The sequence below is a fragment of the Cryobacterium sp. TmT2-59 genome, assembly GCF_004403545.1.
GTDB classification, from domain to species: Bacteria; Actinomycetota; Actinomycetes; order Actinomycetales; family Microbacteriaceae; genus Cryobacterium; species Cryobacterium shii.
The window spans coordinates 1-20,648 of record NZ_SOGM01000020.1 but is presented as its reverse complement, the minus strand read 5'-3'; the positions used below and the strand labels follow the sequence as shown (position 1 = coordinate 20,648).

The window sequence follows — 20,648 nt, the reverse complement described above, 5'->3', positions numbered from 1 at the left end:
CGAACTCGCCGTGCGCGGCGGCCGCGACACCGACACGGTCGCCGCGATCGCCGGCGGGCTGCTCGGGGGCCGCTACGGGGCATCCGCGGTGCCGGCCGCGTGGCGCCGGATCGTGCACGGCTGGCCGAACGGGCTGCGCTCCGACGAGCTGGTGCGGCAGGGCGTGCTGGCCGCGCGCGCCGACGGCGGACGATCACGCCGCAACGGTGACCTGCCCGAGCGCCGCGACCCGGCCACCCCCGACCGGCGCGAAGCCGGTGCCCCCGAGCGCCGAGACCCGGCCGTGCTCGACCGTCGCGCGCGCAAGGACCGCGTCGCGACCACCTGGCCCACCGCCGACCACCTCGCCTACGCCACCTCCGGCGACATCTCCACCCTGGTGCGGCACCCGCACGACGACGGTGTCTGGCTCGGCGCAGTCGGTATCCTCGACGACCTCCCGGCCGAGATCGACGCCGTCGTGTCGCTCTGCCGGGTCGGGCGCAGCCAGGTGCCTGATCGCATCCGTGCCGAGAATCGGGTCGCGGTCTGGCTGGTCGACGAGGTCGATCCGCGGGCCAACCCCAACCTCACCTTCGTGCTCGAGGACACGGTCGACGCGATCGCGGCGCTGCGGGCGGAGGGTCGCACCGTATTCGTGCACTGTGTGCAGGCGATCAGCCGCACGCCCACGGTCGGGGCGCTCTACGCGGCGAGGCACCGGGGCGTGCCGATCGAGCAGGCGCTGCGCGAGGTGACGGATGCCCTGCCGAACGCCAATCCCAACGTCACCTTCCTGCGCGAGCTGGTTCCGCCGCCGCTGCCGACGCCGACGACGCCGCTTCGAACGCTTCCGACGCCGCCGACGACGCTGCCGTTTCCCGGAGCGGGAGCCGTCGCCGGATCCCTGAACGGGCAGCCTTGACGGTTCGCGCCGGCGTCCGCGGCTGACACTCGGCCGAATCCGTGAGGGGTCCCGAATCGACCTTCCCGGGGCGATTGAAGGTCGATTTGGGACCCCTCAAGGCGCGGCGTGGCATCCGCTCGCTGCCTATTCCGTGTCGAAATCGCTGCCCGGCCCAAGGTACTCATCAGGAATCGCAGTACCCCGAGCCGCGAAGAAATCGGTCACATGGCCCCGACCGCAGGCCTTGGGGTCACCCGTCGGCGGTGGATTGAAGTCTTTCGGCCACGTCGTACCCACGTCGTAGCAAACTCCCGTGAGATTCGTGTCGATGAAGCTGGCCTCAGTGAGGTCCGAGCCGTAAAGCATCGCCTCAGTGAGATCTGCATGGTCTACGTCGACGATTTTCATCTCCATCAACTTGGCGTGGACCAGCGTGGCGGCGAAGAAAGTCAAGGCAGGCCCGTGCTTACGGTCAAACTCTGTGCGAACGAATGCGGCGCCCGTTAGTTTCGCACCGAAAAAGTCCGTGCCACCGATGTCGCTGTACGCGAAGTCGGCTCCGCGGAGGTCCGAATCGCGAAAGGCCGCTGCATTGAGATTCGCGTTTCTGAAGTCCGCGCCCGTCAGGGAGAGCCCGCTCAATTCCATTCCCTGCAGGTCTAAACCGTTGTACGGGCGTCCGCGAGCGTCGTCTGAGGACCGGTCTCGCACGAATCGAAGGTTCTCCAGCCGGTAGGACTGACCCGCCAGCGTCTCAGCGGCTGCACGCTCGCGATCCGAACGCTGGTCATCAATGTCCCGCTGCGCCTCGGTCGTAAGGAGCCCGGAGATGACGCCGGCTGCTATCCCGACGACGAGGGCGACCACGACATCGCGCACCAACCAGGGCGGGCTAGCCAGGACGCCTCTGACCCCCTTAGCGGTCACGGACTGCTGAGAATCGCTCGCTTTCATGCGGGAAGGCTACTGCGGTTCTTCGCGGTCATCCGGGAGCGACGCGCACGTTGAGCTTTTCCCGGCCGTGCGCCCTGGGTGCACGTCGCTACGCTTGCTTTGGCTTTGCCAGCCTGGGCCCGTCGATGTTCAAGTCTCTCACCTTGGCGATGCCGCGGTGGGCTGGTCGTTACGGGCCGGCATTGTGTTCCCCCCTTCCCCGCCATCCCTCCACAATGCAAATTTGACCAGCCTATTCGCACCTATTTTGGACCACGACCGGGTGTCAGTGGTGTCCCCTAATGTGATGGGCATGACCTCTTCGGTGAGCATCTCTCAGGCGCAGCTCGGCACGCGATTCGACGCGATCGCCGCCGTGCACCGGAGTCTCGCGCGGGACGCCGCGAAGAGGGCAGACATGATTGACGAGGCGCGCCGGTTCAGCGAGGCGAACGCCGCCAACACTCCACGCAGGGCAAACTCCCGGTGGGACCCGCACGAGATCGCCCACCGCGAATTCTCGAGCGAACTGGCGTGCACCCTGCGCATCCCCGAACCCACCGCCGAGAACCTGATCGCCGAGTCACGGGCCCTGGTCGAAGATCTCCCCGGCACCCTCGCCGCGCTGCACGCCGGTGAGATCAGCTACCAGCACGCCCAGGCCGTGATCGGCCAGGCCTGCTCGGTGCCCGCCGACGCGTTGCCGGCCTTCGAGCAGTCGCTGCTCCCCGCCGCGCGCACCCTGACGGCGGCCAAACTCAAACACCAGGCACGGATGCTCCGGGAACGCCTGCACCCCGAATCGATCGCCGCCCGCAAGGAGAAATCCTTCTCGGAACGCACGTCCTGGCTGCAGGCCGAGACCGACGGGATGGCGACGCTGAGCCTGACCACGAGCACCGAGACCGTGCATGCCATCTTCAACCGGGCGAACGACACCGCCCGCAGCCTGCAGGGGCCGGAGGAGAAGCGCTCTCTGACCCAACTGCGCACGGACGTGCTCAGTGACCTGCTGATCGACGGGGTCACCCCGGCCGGACTCGCGGCGGGCATCCGAGCCACCGTCCAGATCACGGTCCCGGTGCTGACACTCCTCGGCCGCAGCGAAGAACCCGGCTACCTCGAGAACTACGGGCCGATCGACCCCGACACCGCCCGCGACCTCGCCTCGCGAGCGCCCAGCTTCACCCGCATCCTGATCCATCCAGAGACCGGCATCGTGCTCTCGGTCGGCCGGCACAGCTACAAGGTACCCAAACGGATGCGACGCTTCCTCCGCCTCCGAGACGAAACCTGCCGCTTCCCCGGCTGCAACCAGCCCGCGCGCGGCGCCGACCTGGACCACAGCCGGGAGTGGCAAGACCTCGGCCAAACCGCCGACGATAACCTCGCGCACCTCTGTCGGTCGAGCCACACCCTGAAAACCGAGACGTCGTGGACGGTGAAGCAGAAGCCGGGCGGCATCCTCATCTGGAATTCACCCACCGGGCGCGACTTCGAGACTCAACCGGCCACCTGGATCGCCCCACCGGGTGCGCCCTCCGCTGCCGCCCAGGTTGGTGCCCCCGTTGGCGCCCAGACTGCTGCTCAAGTTGGCGCTCCGGTTGGCGCCGCGGGCGGTGGTCAGGTTGGCGCTCCCGTTGCCGCCCAGGTCAGAGCCCAGATCGGTTCCGGCCCGCCCCGGCCCTTCAGGCCCGCCCGGCCACCGCTGCCCGACGACGCCCCCTTCTGACCGAGGCGCTATCCCCAACACCGGACCCGGGCGTTGGTTCCGCGCACCGCGAGACGGATGCCCGGCCCGGCAGTTCGCTAAAGTCACCCCATGACCCCGCCCACCCTCACCCCGGCCGACCGAGAGCAAGATGCTGGTCTCTGGATGGATCAGGATGCGGGTGAAGCTCGGCGCTCGCGAGGCGAGGTCGCGGGCGGTGTCGGGGTCGACCGGGCCGTAGTTCTCGAGGTAGCCGGGTTCTTCGCTGCGGCCGAGGAGTGTCAGCACCGGGGCCGTGGCTGCGATCGGGCACACGGATGCGACGTACGACCTGACCCGGCAGGCCATCGCCGCCGGGGCTACGGCCGGCACGCACGTCTTCAACGCCATGCGCCCGATGCACCACCGGGAGCCCGGCCCTGGCCGCCCTGCTGAAAGGCCCGAACGTCTTCGCCGAGCTGATCGCCGATGGCGTGCACCTGCACCCCGCCGTGGTGCGCTTCATCGTCGAGAGCCCCTCGCGGCCCGTCTTCGTGACGGATGCCATGGCCGCAGCCGGTACAACCGTCGCGCACGACGGCGACTACAAGCTCGGCGGTCTCGACGTTCACGTCGCCGACGGCGAGGCGCGTCTGACCGACGGCACGATCGCCGGCAGAGTGCTCACCCTGAGCGCAGCGGTTCGCTACGCCGTGCACATCGCCGGCGTGCCGCTGCACCTGGCGGTGCAGGCGGCCACCCAGAACCCGGCCGACATGGTCGGCCTCCACGACCGCGGACGCCTCGCCGCCGGCAACCGCGCCGACCTGATCGTGCTCGACGCCGGGCTGCGCGTCACGGCGACCATGCAGTCCGGGGTGTGGTGCGCGGGGTAGCTCCCGCCCCAGCCCCCTAACGAATTCGACGGAGATTCTCGCGAGAATGTGCCTGAAGCAGCTATTTTTTGGCTGTCAGAGCACATCGGCCCAAAATCTCCGTCGAATTGGTTCGCACGGCTGAGCAGGGGGCTCCTGTGCAGAAGGCGGCTGAGCGGGGCCGGTGACTGCCCGGTCGGGCGCCTCCAATCGTCGTTTCTCCGTGTTGCATGGGCGTAGCCTGAAAGGGCGCTGGCGTTCTCGCTGAGGGCGGCAGTGCATTTCTCAGAGGAGAGAACACATGTCCGTCAAGCCACTCAAGGTCACCGTCACGGGAACTTCGGAATCGCCGACCAAGCTCGCAGTTTCGGTGCGGGATTTCTCGTTCATCATCGACGAGCCCGCCATGTTCGGAGGTGAGGACGCCGGGCCCAATCCGGTCGAATACGCCCTAGCCTCCCTCGCCGGCTGCATGAACGTCGTCATCCATCTCGTCGCCAAAGAGCAGGGCGTTGATGTGCGGTCGTTGCGGCTCACGGTCAAGGGCGAGCTGGACCCCTCGCGGCTGATGGCGCTGCCCACCGAAAACCGGGCGGGATTCCAGGGCATCGAGCTCACCGCCGACTTCGATTCAGACGCCAGCACCGCCGAACTCGACGAGGTACTCCGCCTGGCCGGACTTCGCTGCCCCGTCTCGGACAACCTGGGCAACGCAACCCCCGTCATCGTGCGACTCCCTGCTCCGGCAGAGCTGGAGGAAGCCCTCGCCTCTGTGTAGCGACGGATGCCGTGGGCCGGGCCGGTAGGCATCCGTTCAGCCCGCCGTGAGGGGTCCTAACTCGACCTTCCCGAGGCGATTGAAAGTCGATTTGGGACCCGTCAGGCTGAAAACCGCACCGCCCTGGCGTCCGCCATGGCTGCGGCGCCGTTGCCGACTTCCGGCGGCCCAATATGCAGCGAGGTCCTTGATGGCCCTGGCGATCGCCGCCGCAGATCGAGGGCCTCTTCCTGACAGCCGGACCGGCCGGCGACTCGCTCCGGCCGCGAGTGTCGAACGGGTCCTGGGTCAGGCAGTCTGACTCCGACGCTCCAGCCAGGAGCGCTCCGTGGGTTGCAGGGCACGCGGCCGCTCCGCCTGCTCATCAAAGGCAACCATCACCACCGAGCCGGCTGCGTACACACGATCCTCCGCGCCTTCACCTGAGTCGAAGACCCGGCAGTCCAGGGTGAAGGAAGACCGCCCTATCGCGGCTATGGTCAGGCCGACTGTGACGGGGTCGGTGCGATAAGGGAGCGGGCGCAGGTAGTCGAGGCGCTGACTCGCTACGACGATGCCGCCGGCCAGTATCTCGGATGCGTCATCCGACCGGAGGAAGAGTCGAGCGCGGGCTTCTTCGAGGAGGCGGAAGAACTCGACATTGTTCACGTGGCGGTAAACGTCCATGTCGGCCCAGCGTAGCGACAGGTCGAAACGGTTTTCATAAGTCATGGCACTCCTCCGGTTCGGGGCCCGGAAAAATTTGTCTTGCCGGAACCGTATTTCGACTATATGGTAAATCAACCCTTGATTCGATCGATCGATCGATCGAGGAATACGTTCTAGACCCTTGCACGGCTTTCCTCTCTATTCCCCCTGCACCTGGACAGAAAGTAGTGACCCCATGACCAAGCGACACCAACTCTCCGCGATGCACCGCCGCATCCTCGGCGCGACGATGGCCGCCACTCTGCTCGTCTCCCTGAGCGCTTGCGCTCCAACCGCCGCGGGCGCGGGCGCGGACGCGGCCTCGGCCGCCGACAAGCCCAAATCCGTCAGTGTCGTCGCTTCAGGAAAACTGACCTGCGCAATGAGTGGCGAATACCGCCCTTTCAATTTCTACGATGAGTCCAACAAGCTCGTCGGCTTTGACGTCGACGTGTGCACCGCGGTGGCCAAAGAGCTCGGCCTCGAGGCAGCACCCGTCACGGGCGCATTCAACACCCTCATCGCCGGCCTGGTCGGCAACCGCTACGACGCCATCATCGGCTCAATGGCGAGCACGGATGAGCGCAAGAAGGAGGTGGACTTCTCTGACCCGTACTACTCCACCGGCGCCCAGCTCTTCGTGGCCAAGGGGTCCTCGATCAAGGATGTGACCGGCCTCAAGGATGCCAAGGTGGGAGTGGCCCTGGGCACGACGTTTGAAGAGTTCGCTCACGGCCTCGACGGCGTCGGTGAGGTCAAGACCTACCAGGCCGACATCGATGCGCTCAGGGACCTCGAGGCCGGCCGTGTTGACGCTGTCATCACTCAGGGCTTCATGGGCCGGTTCCTCGCCAAGTCTGCCGGACTCAAGGCCGAGGCTGTGGGCGACGTCCTCTTCCCCGACGTCGCCTCGATCCCGGTGAGCAAGGACAACCCCAAGCTCCTCAGCGCGATCAACGCTGCGCTCAAGACGATGCACGACGACGGCACCTACAAAAAAATCAGCATGAAGTGGTTCGCGACCGACATCAGCTAGCAGAAGTGGGGTTGCTGCCCTCCACCGGGCAGCAACCCAGTTTCTTCTCTCGCACCGAACGAAAGCAGACCCATTGGAATTCCTGAACGCCCTGATTGCCAGTTCGCCAGCATTGCTCAAGGGCCTGTCGGTGACGATTGGCCTCACCGCACTCACGCTCGTTTTTTCGGTCATCCTCGGCGCAATCATCGTGGCCATGAAGATGAGCAGCATCCCGGCATTCTCACGGTTCGCGACCGGATATCTGGCCGTCGTCCGAGGGATACCCCTCATCGCCTTGCTCTTCGTCATCTACTTCGGCATCGTCTCCGTTTTCAAAGTGGATGCCTTCACGGCCGCGGCAATCGGGCTGAGCGTGCACAGCTCCGCCTACGTCGCTGAGATCTTCCGCTCGGGCATCAACTCCGTTCACAACGGCCAGGTCGAGGCATCTCGTTCACTAGGCATGAGCAGGGTGGCCACCATGAGCAGGGTGGTCGCACCGCAGGCTCTCCGCGTCGTTGTCCCGGCGCTGGTGAACCAGGCGATCGTGTCCCTCAAGGACAGCGCCGTCGCATCCTTCATCACCGTTGATGAACTCTTCATGACCGCGCAGCGCTTGTCCGCGGCAACGTTCCAGCCACTCACCTACTACGCGATCGTCAGCCTCTATTACCTGGCAATGGTTGGCGCGATGACATTCTTCGCCGGCAAGGTCGAACGCTACTTCCAGAAGCGAGGTTAGAACAATGACTCAAATTGATGGTCAGCCACGGGTTCGGATCACCGGAGCCACAAAGAAGTTCGGGGACAACGTCGTCCTCAATAACGTCGATCTCGAAGTGCGGGCGGGCGAGGTGGCCGTGCTGATCGGCCCATCCGGCGCGGGCAAGAGCACCCTGCTCAGGTGTATCAACGGCCTGGAACGCCTGACGTCGGGCACCGTCGAAATCGACGGAGTACGTCTCGAATACCGGGAGCGTTCCCTGAACCACATGCGTGAGCACGTCGGCATGGTCTTCCAATCGTTCAACCTCTTTCCGCACCTCACGGCGTTGGAGAACATCACGATGGCGCAGGTCGTTGTGGGCAAGCGGTCTAAGAGCGAGGCGCATGATCGAGCCGCGAAGCTGCTGTTCCGGGTGGGTCTCGGTGAGAAGGCGAACAGCTACCCGAGCGCCCTCTCGGGCGGTCAGCAGCAGCGCGTCGCCATCGCGCGTGCGTTGGCGATGACGCCGAAGCTCATGCTGTTCGACGAGCCGACTTCGGCCCTGGACCCCGAGCTGGTCGGTGAGGTGCTGCAAGTTATGCGCGAACTCGCTGACGAAGGCATGACCATGGTCGTGGTCACACACGAGATGAGATTCGCCCGGCAGGTTGCCGACCATGTCGTGCTCCTGGCAGATGGGGCCATCGCCGAAGAAGGGCCGCCGGAGATCGTTCTGGACGCACCGGCATCAGACCGAGCCAGAAGCTTTCTCAGCAAGTTGCAGGCCGATGGCTGAGCCGTTGCAGCAAGACCATCGGACAACTCACACACACGACGTGACAAAGGATGAACACGTGACCGGCACTGACGTACCCACGCATTTCGCGACATTCGAAATGGCGGACCAGATCGCCTTTATTCGACTGCACCGGCCGGAGCGGCTCAACGCGGCTTCACCCCAGCTCGTTGCTGATCTCAAGCGCGCATTGGACCAGGCGGCAGCGCAACACGCTCTGGTCACCGTGATCTCCGGCGACGGGCGGGCGTTCTGCGCGGGGCATGACCTCAAGGCAGAGACGCTTCCCCCGGATTCGCCGGAAGCCCTCGAGCACCTTCACGCGCTGCAGGGCATCACTCGACTGCTGCGCGACTCGGCCACCGTGTCCATCGCGGCCGTCCATGGCTACGCCCTGGGCGCGGGAATGGAATTCGCCCTGAGTTGTGACTTCATCGTCGCGGATGCGGGGACGCAGTTTGGATTCCCGGAGGTCTCGGTGGGCCTGTCCGTCACCGGGGGGATCTCCTACCTTCTCCCTCAGGCCGTCGGGCTGCCGATGGCCAAGGAACTGATCCTGCTCGGTGAGACGTTCGGTGCCGAGAAGGCGAAGTCGCTCGGCCTGATCAACCGAGTGACAGCGCCCGGTGACCACCTGCGCGTTGCGGAAGAACTTGCCCGACGTCTTCTGGCGCTGCCCCACCGCGCCCTCTCGCTCGCGAAGGAAGCGTTCGAGAGCGCCGTTCGCCCGCAGGTCGAAACGGCGATGAAACTCGAAATCCAGAACGCCCTCTTGACCGGTGACTCCGCAGACGCCGCGGATGCCCGCGACCAGTTCGCCACCACGGGGTCGAGGCCGGCGGGCAGCGGTCAGTGATCGACTCAGGCGACGACCTCGTTCGGGCGGCCGGCAGTCAGGGCGTGTGTGCGGACGCTCACATCGACGGAGTCGGCAACCTCGGCGACCTGATCACCCGGGCGGCCGAGCGGTGGGCCGATCGGACCGCGTGGCGGTTCGGGGCCACCGGCGAGACCTTGTCCTTCACCGAGGTCGAGGCCGTCACCCGATACCTTGCCGGTGAGCTCTCGGCGGTCGGGATCGGCGCCGGGGACCGTGTGGTGCTGATGGCGAAGAACACACTGGAGTTCCCCGCGGCCTGGCTCGCTCTCGCGCGATTGGGCGCCATCGTTGTGCCGATGAACACGAACTACCGTCTTACCGACGCCACGCACGTCGCGTCCCTCGCCGGGGCGACGGCTTTCCTGACGGTGGAGGAGTTCCTGTCCCTGGCCGGGCAGGTAGCGGAACGGTGCCCGTTGCTCGAGAAAGTCTTCTCGCTCGAGGGACTTCTGCTCGGTTGGAGATCAGGGGACTCGCCGCGGGAGCCCGCGGCTCCACTCGACCAGGCGAAACCTGGGGACACGTCGAACATCCAGTTCACCTCAGGCACGACGGGCAAGCCGAAGGGGTGTGTTCTCCCGCACGAGTACTGGCTGTCGATCGCCTGGACGCTCCAACACGACTTCCCGCACCTGACGGATGCCGACGTGATGCTCACCGTGCAGCCGTTCCACTACATCGATCCGCAGTGGAACGTCGCGAGCGCACTTCTCGCCGGGGTCGAGCTGGTCATTCTGGACCGGTTCCACCCGAGCACCTTCTGGCAGAGCGTGCGAGAGTTCCAGGTCACCTACTTTTACTGCCTCGGCCTCATGCCCACGCTGCTGCTGAAGATGCCGCCGAGCGACGAGGACCGGAACAACCGCGTTCGCGCGGTGCAGGCCTCTGCCATCCCGCCCTCTATTCACCGGGCCCTCGAAGAGCGCTGGGGCGCCCCGTGGTACGAAGCGTTCGGGATGACCGAAACCGGCGCCGACCTGTTCGTCGACGTCGACGAACACGACGAGTTGCTGGGTTCCGGATGCCTCGGGCGGCCTCGATCCCATCGTGAGGCCCTCGTCGTCGACGACTCGGGGGCCCCCTGCGCGGTAGGCCAAACCGGGCAGCTCCTGTTGCGCGGAGCGGGGCTGATGACCGGCTACTTCGAGGATGCCGAGGCGACCGAGCGGGCCTTCCGCGGCGGTTGGTTCCACACCGGCGACCTCGCCGAGCGAGACGAGCTCGGACGCCTCTACTACCGCGGCCGCACGAAGGACATGATCCGGCGAAGCGGCGAGAACATCTCCGCGATCGAGGTCGAGGAGGTCCTCGTCCTCCACCCCGGTGTGGAGCTGGCGGCCGTCGTCGCCGTGCCCGACGAGCTCCGAGGCGAGGAGGTGCTGGCCTACCTCGTGCCTTCAGCCCCGGCCCCTTCCGCGGTGGACCTGATCGACAGCGTGTCCGCGAGCTGCGCGACCGAACTCGCCTACTTCAAGGTTCCGAGATACTGGCGGGTCGAGCGTGAACTGCCGCGCACCGTCTCGGAACGAGTCGCGAAACACGAGCTGACCCAGGCCGGATCGCTCCGCGGCGCCTGGGACTCGAAGGAGGGGCGCTGGCATGAATGAAGAAGCAGCCCGCATCCGTGGGGCGCAATCAGGACAGACATCGGGCACCGCAGGATACGATCATCCGAGCGGCCGCCTGTGCAGTTCGAAAATAGAGGAGTCTCCGTGTCCAGCTCAGTCGAACCCCTCGGTCGAGAGCCCCTCGTTCGATCGGTGGACAGCCCCGCAATCAACGACACCCACCAGCGACTGCTCGAGTCGGCGGTGCACCTGTTCGCCGTTCGCGGTTTCCACGGCACCGGCATCCGTGATCTGGCCGCAGGCGCAAATTTGTCGAGCGCCACTCTCTATCACTACATGGGAACCAAGGAGCGTCTGCTCTTTCAAATCATGCAGGACGCCCTCGATCGCCTGCTCCTGGCTGCTCGCGTCATCGAATCCCAATCAGACGACGTGCGCATCCGACTCGCCGGCCTGGTGCGGATGCACGTCATCACCCACGCGCTCCGGCGCGACGCCTCCAATGTGGTCGACAACCAGGTCAGCGCTCTCGAGCCGGACGATCGCATGCTCATCATTCAGCAGCGCGACTCCTACGAGAAATTCTGGGCTGATGCCATCGCCGAGGGTGTCGCAGCCGGATTCTTCACCGTCCCCGATCAAAGCGCGGCACGAATCGCGCTTCTCGAAATGTGTTCCGGCGTCGCGCGCTGGTACTCCGTGGACGGCCGACACTCGCCCGACGAAATCGCCGACATCCACGTGGAACTCGCCGCGGCGCTCCTCCGCGGCTGCGACGGCCGGCCGACCTGGACCGAACCGGAGAATCACCTCGACATCCACTCGCTGGTTGAAGAGATCTGGGCCATCCGGGTTCCCGACGGCAAGGCCAACCGCGCCGTCAAATAGCTTCTCCCCGAGGCGGGAGGGCACCCATGCCTGAAGCGGTCATCGTCGCCACCGCGCGCACACCGATCGGGCGGGCCTTCAAGGGAAGCTTCGCCACTGAACGACCGGAAGACCTCGCCGTCGCCGCCATCCAGGCCGCCGTCGCGGCCGTGCCGCCACTCGATCCACGGGAGGTCGAGGACATCATCCTGGGCTGCGGTGTACCCGGTGGCCTTCAGGGCAGCAACCTGGCGAGGGTCATCGCCGTGCAACTGGGCTGGGACACGGTTCCCGGGCTGACGGTGTCGCGGTTCTGTGCCTCGTCGCTGCAGTCCATCCGGTCGGCCGCCCACGCCATCAGGTCTGGTGAGGGTGACGTTTTCATTGCCGCCGGAGTGGAATCCATCTCGAGCTTCGCGCTGACCGACGTCGACAACCTCCCCGGCTCGCGGAGCCCTCGCTTCGAGGAGGCGGCGGCGAGGTCGAGACACCGGGCCGAGACCGCCGAACCCTGGACGGATCCACGGCTCGACTGGCAACTCCCCGACGTGTACATCCAGATGGGTCAGACTGCCGAGAACGTCGCCTCCCTCTCCGGGATCAGCCGGCACGACCAGGACCAGTTCGCGCTGCGGAGCCAAACCCTCGCGGCGGCCGCCGACGCGAGGGGCTTCTGGGCCGAGGAAGTGACCCCGTACCGTCGAGCCGATGGGAAGGTCATCTCGGCCGACGACAGCCCCCGGCCCGGGACGACCCTGGACGGGCTCGGGGCCCTGCAGCCGGCATTCCGCCCCGGGGGAACCGTGACCGCTGGCAACAGCTGCCCTCTCAACGACGGGGCGGCGGCACTCGTCATCATGTCGGACCGACGCGCGCAGCAACTGGGCATCCAGCCGCTCGCGCGCATCCTCGGCACGAGTGTCTCCGCCACCTCGCCGGAGATCATGGGCACCGGGCCGGTGTCGGCGATCCGCACATTGCTTCAGCGACTCGGGATGTCCGTCGCCGATTTCGACGAAGTCGAGATCAACGAGGCCTTTGCCGTGCAGGTGCTTTCGAATGTCCGAGATCTCGGCATCGATCCCGGCCGGGTGAACGTCAACGGCGGAAGCCTGGCCCTGGGGCATCCCTACGGCATGACGGGCGCACGCATCGCAACGACGCTGGTGCACTCACTGCGGGTGCACGATCGCCAGTTCGGGCTGGAGGCCATGTGTGTGGCCGGAGGCCAGGGCATGGCCCTGGCCCTCGAGAGGCTCCGGTAAACGGTGGCTCAGGTAAACGGTAATGACCGCTCAAAAAGATGGGATGAACGATCATGAAGAATGAACGACACGTGGCCATAGTGACCGGGGGAGCGCAGGGAATCGGGGCCGCGATCGCGGCGCGCTTGGCCCGGGAGGGCAACGCCGTGGCCGTACTCGACCGCAACCTGGCGGCCGCGGAATCCACCGTGCGCGAGCTGGTCGGCGCGGGCGCCAACGCGATTGCCGTCGCCGTCGACGTGGCCGACGAGGCTTCAGTCGACCAGGCGGTGGCGGATGTCGTCGCGCGCCTGGGTGAACCACAGATCCTCGTCAACAACGCCGGGGTCCTGCGCGACAACATGTTGTTCAAGATGAGCGCCGACGACTGGGATCTGGTGCTCAACGTGCATCTGCGCGGAGCGTTCCTGATGTCCCGAGCCGTGCAGAAGCACATGGTCACAGCCAAGTGGGGGCGCATCGTCAACCTGTCCAGCACCTCCGCCCTGGGCAACCGAGGCCAGGCGAACTACGCCGCAGCCAAGGCCGGCATCCAGGGTTTCACGAAGACCTTGGCCTGGGAACTGGGCCCGTTCGGGGTCACGGTCAACGCCGTGGCTCCCGGATTCATCGCCACCGACATGACCCGCACCACGGCCGAACGAATCGGTGTGTCCTTCGAAGAGCTGCAGGCCAGCGCGGCGGTGGCCACGGCGGTGCGGCGCGTGGGCTCGCCCGAAGACGTGGCCGACGCCGTCGCGTTCTTCGCCGGGGAGGGCTCCGGTTTCGTCTCGGGCCAGGTCCTGTACGTCGCCGGGGGCCCGCATGGCTGACTCGGCACCGCTGCGCGTGTTCTCCTCCACCCACGACCTCATCGGGTCGGTGGGCGAAGAACTCGGCCCCAGCCCGTGGATGACCGTCGAACAGCCGGCAGTGGATGCCTTCGCCGACGTCACCCAGGACTGGCAGGCACTCCACTGCGACCCCGCGTTCGCGGGCGGTTCTCGCTACGGCGTCACGATCGCACACGGCTATTTCACGGTCTCGCTGCTGAGCATGTTCGCCCGTCAGCTCTACCGAGTCGACGGCGTGTCCGACATCATCAACTATGGGATCGATCGGTTGCGGTTTCCCGCCCCTGTGCCCGTGGGCTCCCGCATTCGGGCGCGAGCCACGCTGACCTCGGTGTCCGCGAAATCGGGGTTGGTGCTGGCGGGTGTGAACTACGTCGTCGAGATCGAGGGCTCTCCTCGGCCGGGACTGGTCGCCGATACCCTCGTCGCCCTCGTGCCCGAAACAGCCGCCGAGGTCCCCGAGGTCCCCGAGGTCCCCGAGGTCGCCGGTGTCTGAACGCAAGCTGGATCTTCTGATCCGCAACGCCACCATTCTGACCATGTATGCGGACCGGCCCGCCGCCCGCTCGGTCGGAGTGTCAGCCGGCCGCATCGTCGCAGTGGGGGAGGAACTCGACGGGGCCACCGCCGATCGGGAGGTCGACGCGGCCGGCCTGACGGTACTGCCGGGGTTCAACGACGTGCATTGCCACACGACCTGGTTCGGGTTGTCGCTCACCGAGGTGGACCTCAGCGTCCAGAGCAGCATGGACGACGTTTACGCGGCGCTGCAGCGTCGCGCCGGCGAGAGTGCGGATGGCGCATGGGTCGTCGCCTCGGGCTTCAATCACCAAAAGTTCGGGGGACGCTACCCCGACATCGACATGCTCGACGCCATAGCTCCGCGAAACCCGATCTACATTCGGCACAACTCCGGCCACGCCTGCATCGTCAACAGCACGGCGCTCGGCCTGGCCGGTTTCCTCGCAGCCGATTACCGCGAGGAGGCCGGCGCCGTGGCGGTCCGCGACGAACGGGGTCGGTTCACCGGCTTGCTGGAGGAACGCGCGCAGCAGGCCGTGCAGCGCTTGTTCCTCCCGTACTCCCAGGGCAGCATCGTCGGCGCGATCGATCGTGCAACCCAGGTCTATGCGACGGAGGGCATCACGAGCTTCACGGAGGCCGGGATCGCCGGAGGCTGGATCGGGCACAGTCCCCTCGAACTCGGCGCCTACCAGACGGCGCTCGAGACGGGCGTGCTTCGAGCGCGGGCGCAACTGATGGTCTCCCTGGATGCCCTGCACGAGATGAGCGGTCACCGCGACGACAACATGACACTGGGCCTCGATCTCGGTGTTCGCACCGGCTTCGGCAACGATTTTCTGAAGATCGGCCCGACCAAGGTCTTCCTCGACGGTTCGTTGCTGGGCCTGACCGCCGCCATGTCCGAGGCCTACTGCGCCGGCGTGTCGGACAACCACGGCTACTTCCAGGGGGATGTCGAGGAGATGCGGCAGAGAATCCTCGCCGCATATCGCGCCGGCTGGTCGATCGCCGCGCATGCCATCGGTGACGAAGCCATCGACTTCGCCCTCGAGGTGTTCGAGTTCGCGCGGGAGGCCTACGGCCCACGCTCCGTCCCGAACCGCATCGAGCACGGTGGCGTCATCACGGATGCCCAGCTCGCCCGCCTCGCGGCGGTGGGCGCCGTCGTCGTTCCCCAACCCGGTTTCGTCCCCGCGTTCGGCGCCGAAATGGCGCGGGCGCTCGGGGAGGAACGCGTACACCAGTCCTACCGGGCGGCATCGCTCATCGCAGCCGGCATACCGCTCCCCGGCAGCTCCGATCGGCCCGTGACGTCGGGGACCGTCCTGCCCAATATCCAGGCATTCGTCGAACGGCGCTACGGCGGCGACCAGGTTTACGGCCCCGGGGAACGGATCAGCGTGGAGGCCGCACTTCGCGCCTACACCCTGGGGTCCGCCGAGGCGACCGGCGAGGCCGGGCTCCGCGGCAGCATCCGGCCCGGAAAGCTCGGCGACTTCGTGTTCCTCGACCGGAACCCGCTGTTGAGCCCGGTGGAGGAGATCTCAGACATCGCCGTGATGGCAACCGTCGTGGGTGGAACCTTCATCCACGACCGCCTGTGACCGGCACGCCCAACCGGCTTGATGGTGACCGTCGCCTGTGAGGGGTCCCAAATCGACCTTCCGCAGGTAAACCAAGGTCGATTCGGGACCCCTCACGACGCTGGTGAACGGCTGACCGGCTTCGGCTCAGGCTCGCAGGCGAAGAAATCCGGGAGTTCGCGGCACAGGCGGTGAGCGAGGAGTTGCTGCGGCAGCACGGCAGCACGCCAGCACGCCGCCACGCACCACCTTCGCGCGGTTCTGCGGCAACTCTCCGTTGCGCGCCGACAGCGTCAGCTGATATTTGGACGCCAAGGGCGAGAACGTGGTCGGCGAAATCCTCGCGACCCTGCCCCCACAGTGGACGTCCTTCCACGCCCTCCCCATCGGCAAGAAGGGCTCGGACATCGACCACATCGTCATCGGCCCTGGCGGCATCTTTACCATCAACACGAAGCACCACGCGGGCAAAACCGTGTGGGTCGCCGGCCGAGGTCTGATGGTATCCGGCCAGAAGCAGTCCTACATCCGCAACGCCGAATACGAGGCCGGCGGGTCACGAAACTGCTGAGAGAACGGATGCCGCTGCTCCCGGCCGCGCAACCCGTGCTCGCCCTGGTCAACCCCAAGTCGTTGACCGTCAAGGTGAATCCGGAACAGGTGAAAGTCGCCACCGACGCCGCCCTGCGACGCTGGCTCCTGAAGCGTCCCGTGATTCTCAACGCCGGTGACCTGGCGGAGCTCGCCACGATCATCGACAACCCGGCCACGTGGCCGGCCCCGGTGTTCCCGCCGACAGAGAACGTGCTGGCGCGCTTCACCTCGCTCGATGCCGAGGTTCTCGCGGCGCGCACGCGGCGGAGAGTGTGGAGCTTCGTCGGCACCCTTGCGCTGTGCGCAACCGCCTTCGGCGCGTCGCAGCTGCTGCCGTCCGTGCTCGGCGCCATCCTGACGGGCGGCCCGTGGTGACGGGGTAGTTTCATGCACGGATGTCGTCGGCTTACGATGCTGCAGTGACTCAACCGCTGGACGAGGGTCCGTTCTTTCACGGCACAAAAGCCGATCTCCGGGACGGTGACCTCCTGAGAGCGGGCTTCAGGTCTAACTATCGTCCCGAAGTCGTAATGAATCACGTCTACTTCACCGCCCTTCCGAATGGTGCTGGACTTGCTGCCGAACTCGCGGCGGGCGACGGCGCCCCCCGCGTCTACGCCGTCGAGCCGACCGGGGCATTTGAGGATGACCCGAATGTGACCGATAAGAAGTTCCCCGGCAACCCCACCCGGTCGTACCGGAGCAGTGCCCCACTCAGGGTCCTCGGAGAAATCACCGCCTGGACGCGACAGACGCCCGAGGCGCTACAGGCATGGAAGGACCGCCTCACAGCACTCCGCGAGACCGAGCGAGGGGAAATCATCAACTGATGAGCGTCAACGCCAGCGGAACTCTTCGAGTACATCCACCCCCGATGCAATTGAGACGAACCCCACTCGCGATTGGCATGCGTCGCGTCGCTTTCTCAGTCGACGACTTTCTCAGTCGACGACATTGACGAAGCCCTCGAGATCGCCGCGAGGCACGGCTGCCGTCCGCTACGCGGCGTGGCGACCGGCCAGCTTCACATGCCGCGGTGTCACGAAAACGGGACATTCATTGGCCTATGAAATCAGATCGCGAGAGAGAAGCTCAACCAGCAATCGCTGACTCCGTTGCGGCGGCAGCGCGTGGACATAGTCCCTGATCCGAGCCTCGGCCTCGACCGCACCCGGTAGCAGAGGAAGCAACTCGTCCCGAGCGGCCGCTCGAAGCTCGGGCCCGGTCATTGGAGCGGGCAGGTCGACCTTGAGAGCGGTGATCGGTTTGAGCCCGGCGTGCACCATCGCTTCGCGGTAGACCTCGCACACGCCCTCGAGAGCGATGGATTTTTCCGGCTCGCGCAGAATGAATGCCCGGTTGCTGGTGTGGCGCGTGTTCCAGGTCTTCAACCCACGGGCATCCGCGTACTCACCGAATCGCTTTTTCGACACGAGCTGCCGAACGCTCCGGTGAGCGTCGCCCCCATGGGCGACGATGGACTGGATGTTGGGGTGCAGGTCGAGAAGGCGCTTGAGTGCATCGAGCCCATCGTCGATCAGACGGTTCGGCAGGCCGTTCGGGTGCGTTTCGTGCACGTGCCACGGGTACGCGTTCCACGGCACGACCTGGTCGTCGGTGAGGCCAACGGTCTCGTAGATGTCGCCCATGCGGGCGGCCGAGCCGTCGTTGTTTTCTCGTGACAACATGCCTGAGCCCGTGGCTCCGCCGGCCTGCGGGCCGGGGTTCGAAGACAGTGCGAGGATGACGGCCGTCGAGGCTCCGTAGTGGGGTGCGATGTACGGAACGGAGTAGCCGGGCAGTTCCTCCATGAGGCGATCGCAGAGCGCGTTGATCGCGCTTACCTGTGGCTCGTGGATTCGGCTCATCTGGTCGTCGCGAAACGCTGGGTCGGCCATCCGTCGGGTCATGTCTGAAGCCTAGGTGAGACCGTCTCGTCTCCAATTCGCGGTGCCCCCGACTGGGGACAGCTGGGCCGATCACAGGCGTTCGTAGCAATGTCGGCGCACCTAGGCTGGCATTAGAAATGATCGGCAAGCAGCTGGGGGACTGAAGAATGAGCCCGGATTATCTTGGAGTGTCAGCGGTAGACGGCGGGATCATAGGGACAGGAGCTCTCCGATGACCGGCAGGCTCCGCCACCCGGCGCACAGGGATGCGAGCGAAGTGACGGCCGGCAGCGGCAAAGGCTATGCGGTCATCGACTTCGAAACGACCGGGTTGTTCGCGAAGTCGAGTCATCGGGTCATCGGGGTTGCAATCGTTCACGTGGATGAAACGGGCCGTATCACCGGCCGATGGGACACGCTGATCAACCCCGGGCGCGACCTTGGCAGGCAGGACATCCACCGCATTCGCGCGGCCGATGTGATGCAGGCGCCGACCTTCGAGCAGATCGCGCCCCAGCTCGTCAAACTCATCTCCGGGCGCGTGCTGGTAGCGCACAATGCGCGGTTTGACACTGGATTCCTGCTTGCGGAGCTGGAACGGCTCGACTAAGAAGCTGAGCTGAAGCTGGAGGCGCTCTGCACCATGCAGCTGGCGCGCGAGTTCCTCCCGGGCTCCGGTCGTAAGCTCTCCGACTGTTGTGCCGCGTACGACATCCCTCTCGTGGACGCGCATCGCGCCCTGGCCGATGCCGTAGCGACCGCAAGGCTGCTGGGTGCCTACATTGCCGAGGCCCCGGATGCCCCGGGCTGGGCTCGCAGCGTGGCCGGCGCCGCCGCGGTGCCTTGGCCACCCTTTCTGGGAGAGGCGTCAGAGTGGGTTTCCCGCGACGATGTTGCCCCCGCCGGACCGGTCAAGGCCGCATCATGGCTCGACCGGATCACGGTGAAGCTCCCCGAGTTCGCTGGCCCGGCTGAGCAGTTGGATTACCTGGCCCTCCTTGACCTCGCCCTACTCGACCGCGAACTCTCAACCCACGAGGCGCAGGCGCTCGTGCAACTCGCCGAAGACCTCGGCATCGGCCGCGCCACCTGTGCGGCCCTGCACGAACGTTACTTCGACGACCTCGTGCATATCGCCTGGGTTGACATGGTTCTCACCGAGGCCGAAATCGCCGACCTCGTCACCGTGGCGCAGCTGCTCGGGCTTCCGACCGCGGCGGTTGCGACTGCGCTGGTGGCGCCGCCGGTTGCCAGGACATCGAAGGTGGCTGCCGCCTCGTCGGAGCGCTTCGCGCTGACCGTGGGCGACATCGTCGTTCTCACCGGTGAGATGTTGCGGTTGCGTGCCGATTGGCACGCCGAACTTACGCAGCACGGATTTGTTCCCGGAGCCGGCGTGACGAAGAAGTCCCGCCTGGTCGTCGCGGCCGACCCCGACTCCTTGTCGGGCAAGGCGCGCACAGCTCGCGACTATGGCATTCCCGTTGTGAGCGAAGCCGGGTTGAGCTCCCTGCTGGGTCGTTCCTGACCACCGAGCGCGACCCGCAAAGGCCGTGACCGCTGAGGAGCCAGCAGTTGATATGCGGGGCGCGTGTTGGAAGCGAAACAGCGGACTGACCTTGCTCTGAGCGGCGGGCCTCGCCCACACCTGATGTGAGCCGCTCACCGCTGCTAGATAAGCTGGCCACACGGATCGACGGCCAAGTAACGGAGTAGGCACTTGAAGAAAAGAATCGAAGTCGTCGGCGCGGTCCTCACCAGAGGGGAGACAATCCTCGCGGCACAGCGGAGCTCGACAATGTCGCTGCCCGGCATGTGGGAATTCCCCGGGGGCAAGATTGAGTCAAACGAGTCACCGCAGCAAGCATTGCTCCGCGAANGTCAAGGTGAATGAGGCCAGCGTGAGTTTAGGCGGCTAGTTTTGCTTCCTGTTCCTTCTCTTCTTGCTCGGCTGGTTTGTTGATCCAGGTGGTGCCGGGCAGGGCGAGGATCTTCGGGTCGGCCGTGGTGCCGAATCGTTCCGGGTTCTGGGCGCGTGCGGCGGCCAAGGTCGCTGACCGGTCGATGGCCTTGCCGGCCGCGAGGCCGTAGTGGACGTCCGCGGGGGTGTTCAGCCCGATCCCAGAATGGCGATGGGTGTGGTTGTAACCCTCGACGAAGTCGGCTATGAACGCCCGCGCCTCGCCCACGGAGCCGAAGCGTTCAGGAAACACCGGGGCGAACTTCAAGGTCTTGAACCATGCCTCGGAGAACGGGTTGTCGTTGCTCACCCGGG

Annotated in this window: 24 protein-coding genes; 20 read left to right on the top strand and 4 right to left on the bottom strand. The window is 66.0% G+C overall.

The window, feature by feature from the left end:
• The coding region (locus tag E3T24_RS03595) for a dual specificity protein phosphatase family protein (RefSeq protein WP_174776537.1) at positions 1–904 on the top strand (904 nt) is incomplete at its 5' end.
• A gap of 126 nt (positions 905–1,030) precedes the next feature.
• Here the strand turns inward: E3T24_RS03595 and E3T24_RS03590 are convergent.
• Positions 1,031–1,840 (bottom strand): pentapeptide repeat-containing protein, encoded by an 810-nt coding sequence (locus E3T24_RS03590; RefSeq protein ID WP_134365530.1) that lies wholly within the window; start codon positions 1,838–1,840, stop codon positions 1,031–1,033.
• 292 nt (positions 1,841–2,132) lie between these two features.
• On the opposite strand from E3T24_RS03590, the gene E3T24_RS03585 reads away from it, so the two are divergent.
• The 3 genes from E3T24_RS03585 to E3T24_RS03575 all read left to right on the top strand — a co-directional run bounded on the left by E3T24_RS03585 (position 2,133) and on the right by E3T24_RS03575 (position 5,162).
• Positions 2,133–3,551 carry an HNH endonuclease signature motif containing protein gene (locus E3T24_RS03585; RefSeq protein ID WP_166787150.1) on the top strand — a complete coding sequence of 473 codons (1,419 nt, stop codon included), beginning with the start codon at positions 2,133–2,135 and terminating at the stop codon, positions 3,549–3,551.
• A 452-nt stretch (positions 3,552–4,003) separates the two neighbouring features.
• Entirely contained in the window at positions 4,004–4,405 is a 402-nt protein-coding gene (locus tag E3T24_RS03580; protein ID WP_241978610.1) for an amidohydrolase family protein, read from the top strand.
• A gap of 280 nt (positions 4,406–4,685) precedes the next feature.
• Entirely contained in the window at positions 4,686–5,162 is a 477-nt protein-coding gene (locus E3T24_RS03575) for an OsmC family protein (RefSeq protein ID WP_134365528.1), read from the top strand.
• A gap of 288 nt (positions 5,163–5,450) precedes the next feature.
• Here the strand turns inward: E3T24_RS03575 and E3T24_RS03570 are convergent, their stop codons facing one another.
• Complete coding sequence (locus E3T24_RS03570; protein WP_134365527.1) at positions 5,451–5,873, bottom strand: thioesterase family protein; 423 nt, start codon at positions 5,871–5,873, stop codon at positions 5,451–5,453.
• 172 nt (positions 5,874–6,045) lie between these two features.
• Here E3T24_RS03570 and E3T24_RS03565 point away from each other — a divergent pair, with 172 nt between their 5' ends.
• From E3T24_RS03565 to arr, 13 genes are all read left to right on the top strand, one after another.
• Complete coding sequence (locus tag E3T24_RS03565; protein ID WP_134403352.1) at positions 6,046–6,885, top strand: transporter substrate-binding domain-containing protein; 840 nt, start codon at positions 6,046–6,048, stop codon at positions 6,883–6,885.
• Positions 6,886–6,958: 73 nt separating this feature from the next.
• The gene (locus tag E3T24_RS03560; RefSeq protein ID WP_134365525.1) at positions 6,959–7,609 is read left to right on the top strand and encodes an amino acid ABC transporter permease; all 651 of its coding nucleotides are present in this window, start codon (positions 6,959–6,961) and stop codon (positions 7,607–7,609) included.
• Between the two features lie 4 nt (positions 7,610–7,613).
• Entirely contained in the window at positions 7,614–8,369 is a 756-nt protein-coding gene (locus E3T24_RS03555) for an amino acid ABC transporter ATP-binding protein (RefSeq protein ID WP_134365524.1), read from the top strand.
• A gap of 58 nt (positions 8,370–8,427) precedes the next feature.
• Positions 8,428–9,225 (top strand): enoyl-CoA hydratase/isomerase family protein, encoded by a 798-nt coding sequence (locus tag E3T24_RS03550; protein ID WP_198415957.1) that lies wholly within the window; start codon positions 8,428–8,430, stop codon positions 9,223–9,225.
• Entirely contained in the window at positions 9,222–10,856 is a 1,635-nt protein-coding gene (locus tag E3T24_RS03545) for an AMP-binding protein (RefSeq protein ID WP_241978609.1), read from the top strand. Before E3T24_RS03550 ends, E3T24_RS03545 begins: the two co-directional genes overlap by 4 nt.
• A gap of 105 nt (positions 10,857–10,961) precedes the next feature.
• Positions 10,962–11,705 carry a TetR/AcrR family transcriptional regulator gene (locus tag E3T24_RS03540; RefSeq protein WP_160141098.1) on the top strand — a complete coding sequence of 248 codons (744 nt, stop codon included), beginning with the start codon at positions 10,962–10,964 and terminating at the stop codon, positions 11,703–11,705.
• A 26-nt stretch (positions 11,706–11,731) separates the two neighbouring features.
• Positions 11,732–12,949: an acetyl-CoA C-acetyltransferase gene (locus tag E3T24_RS03535; RefSeq protein WP_134365522.1), complete on the top strand. Its 1,218-nt coding sequence runs from the start codon at positions 11,732–11,734 to the stop codon at positions 12,947–12,949.
• A 53-nt stretch (positions 12,950–13,002) separates the two neighbouring features.
• Complete coding sequence (fabG, locus tag E3T24_RS03530; protein WP_241976246.1) at positions 13,003–13,761, top strand: 3-oxoacyl-ACP reductase FabG; 759 nt, start codon at positions 13,003–13,005, stop codon at positions 13,759–13,761.
• On the top strand, positions 13,754–14,278 hold the full coding sequence (locus tag E3T24_RS03525) for a MaoC family dehydratase (protein WP_134434303.1): 525 nt from the start codon (positions 13,754–13,756) through the stop codon (positions 14,276–14,278). The genes fabG and E3T24_RS03525 overlap by 8 nt, the downstream gene beginning before the upstream one ends.
• Positions 14,271–15,911, top strand: a complete 1,641-nt coding sequence (locus E3T24_RS03520; RefSeq protein ID WP_241978608.1) for an amidohydrolase — start codon at positions 14,271–14,273, stop codon at positions 15,909–15,911. Before E3T24_RS03525 ends, E3T24_RS03520 begins: the two co-directional genes overlap by 8 nt.
• Before the next feature lie 283 nt (positions 15,912–16,194).
• Complete coding sequence (locus E3T24_RS03515) at positions 16,195–16,461, top strand: nuclease-related domain-containing protein (RefSeq protein ID WP_134434302.1); 267 nt, start codon at positions 16,195–16,197, stop codon at positions 16,459–16,461.
• Positions 16,462–16,469: 8 nt separating this feature from the next.
• Complete coding sequence (locus E3T24_RS03510; RefSeq protein WP_134365518.1) at positions 16,470–16,859, top strand: hypothetical protein; 390 nt, start codon at positions 16,470–16,472, stop codon at positions 16,857–16,859.
• A 44-nt stretch (positions 16,860–16,903) separates the two neighbouring features.
• Positions 16,904–17,314 carry an NAD(+)--rifampin ADP-ribosyltransferase gene (arr, locus tag E3T24_RS03505; protein ID WP_134365517.1) on the top strand — a complete coding sequence of 137 codons (411 nt, stop codon included), beginning with the start codon at positions 16,904–16,906 and terminating at the stop codon, positions 17,312–17,314.
• A gap of 234 nt (positions 17,315–17,548) precedes the next feature.
• Here the strand turns inward: arr and E3T24_RS03500 are convergent, their stop codons facing one another.
• A complete protein-coding gene (locus E3T24_RS03500) occupies positions 17,549–18,394 on the bottom strand; it encodes a uracil-DNA glycosylase (protein WP_134403355.1) in 846 nt (281 codons plus the stop codon).
• Between the two features lie 211 nt (positions 18,395–18,605).
• Here E3T24_RS03500 and E3T24_RS03495 point away from each other — a divergent pair, with 211 nt between their 5' ends.
• The 3 genes from E3T24_RS03495 (at position 18,606) to E3T24_RS03485 (ending at position 20,267) form a co-directional block, all read left to right on the top strand.
• The gene (locus E3T24_RS03495; protein WP_134434301.1) at positions 18,606–18,983 is read left to right on the top strand and encodes a 3'-5' exonuclease; all 378 of its coding nucleotides are present in this window, start codon (positions 18,606–18,608) and stop codon (positions 18,981–18,983) included.
• 33 nt (positions 18,984–19,016) lie between these two features.
• A complete protein-coding gene (locus tag E3T24_RS03490) occupies positions 19,017–19,901 on the top strand; it encodes a DNA polymerase III subunit epsilon (protein WP_134403357.1) in 885 nt (294 codons plus the stop codon).
• A 192-nt stretch (positions 19,902–20,093) separates the two neighbouring features.
• A complete protein-coding gene (locus tag E3T24_RS03485) occupies positions 20,094–20,267 on the top strand; it encodes an NUDIX domain-containing protein (RefSeq protein WP_134434300.1) in 174 nt (57 codons plus the stop codon).
• Between the two features lie 13 nt (positions 20,268–20,280).
• Here E3T24_RS03485 and E3T24_RS03480 read toward each other — a convergent pair.
• Positions 20,281–20,648, bottom strand: a 368-nt coding sequence (locus tag E3T24_RS03480) for an integrase core domain-containing protein (RefSeq protein ID WP_166789159.1), incomplete at its 5' end; no start/stop codon positions are given.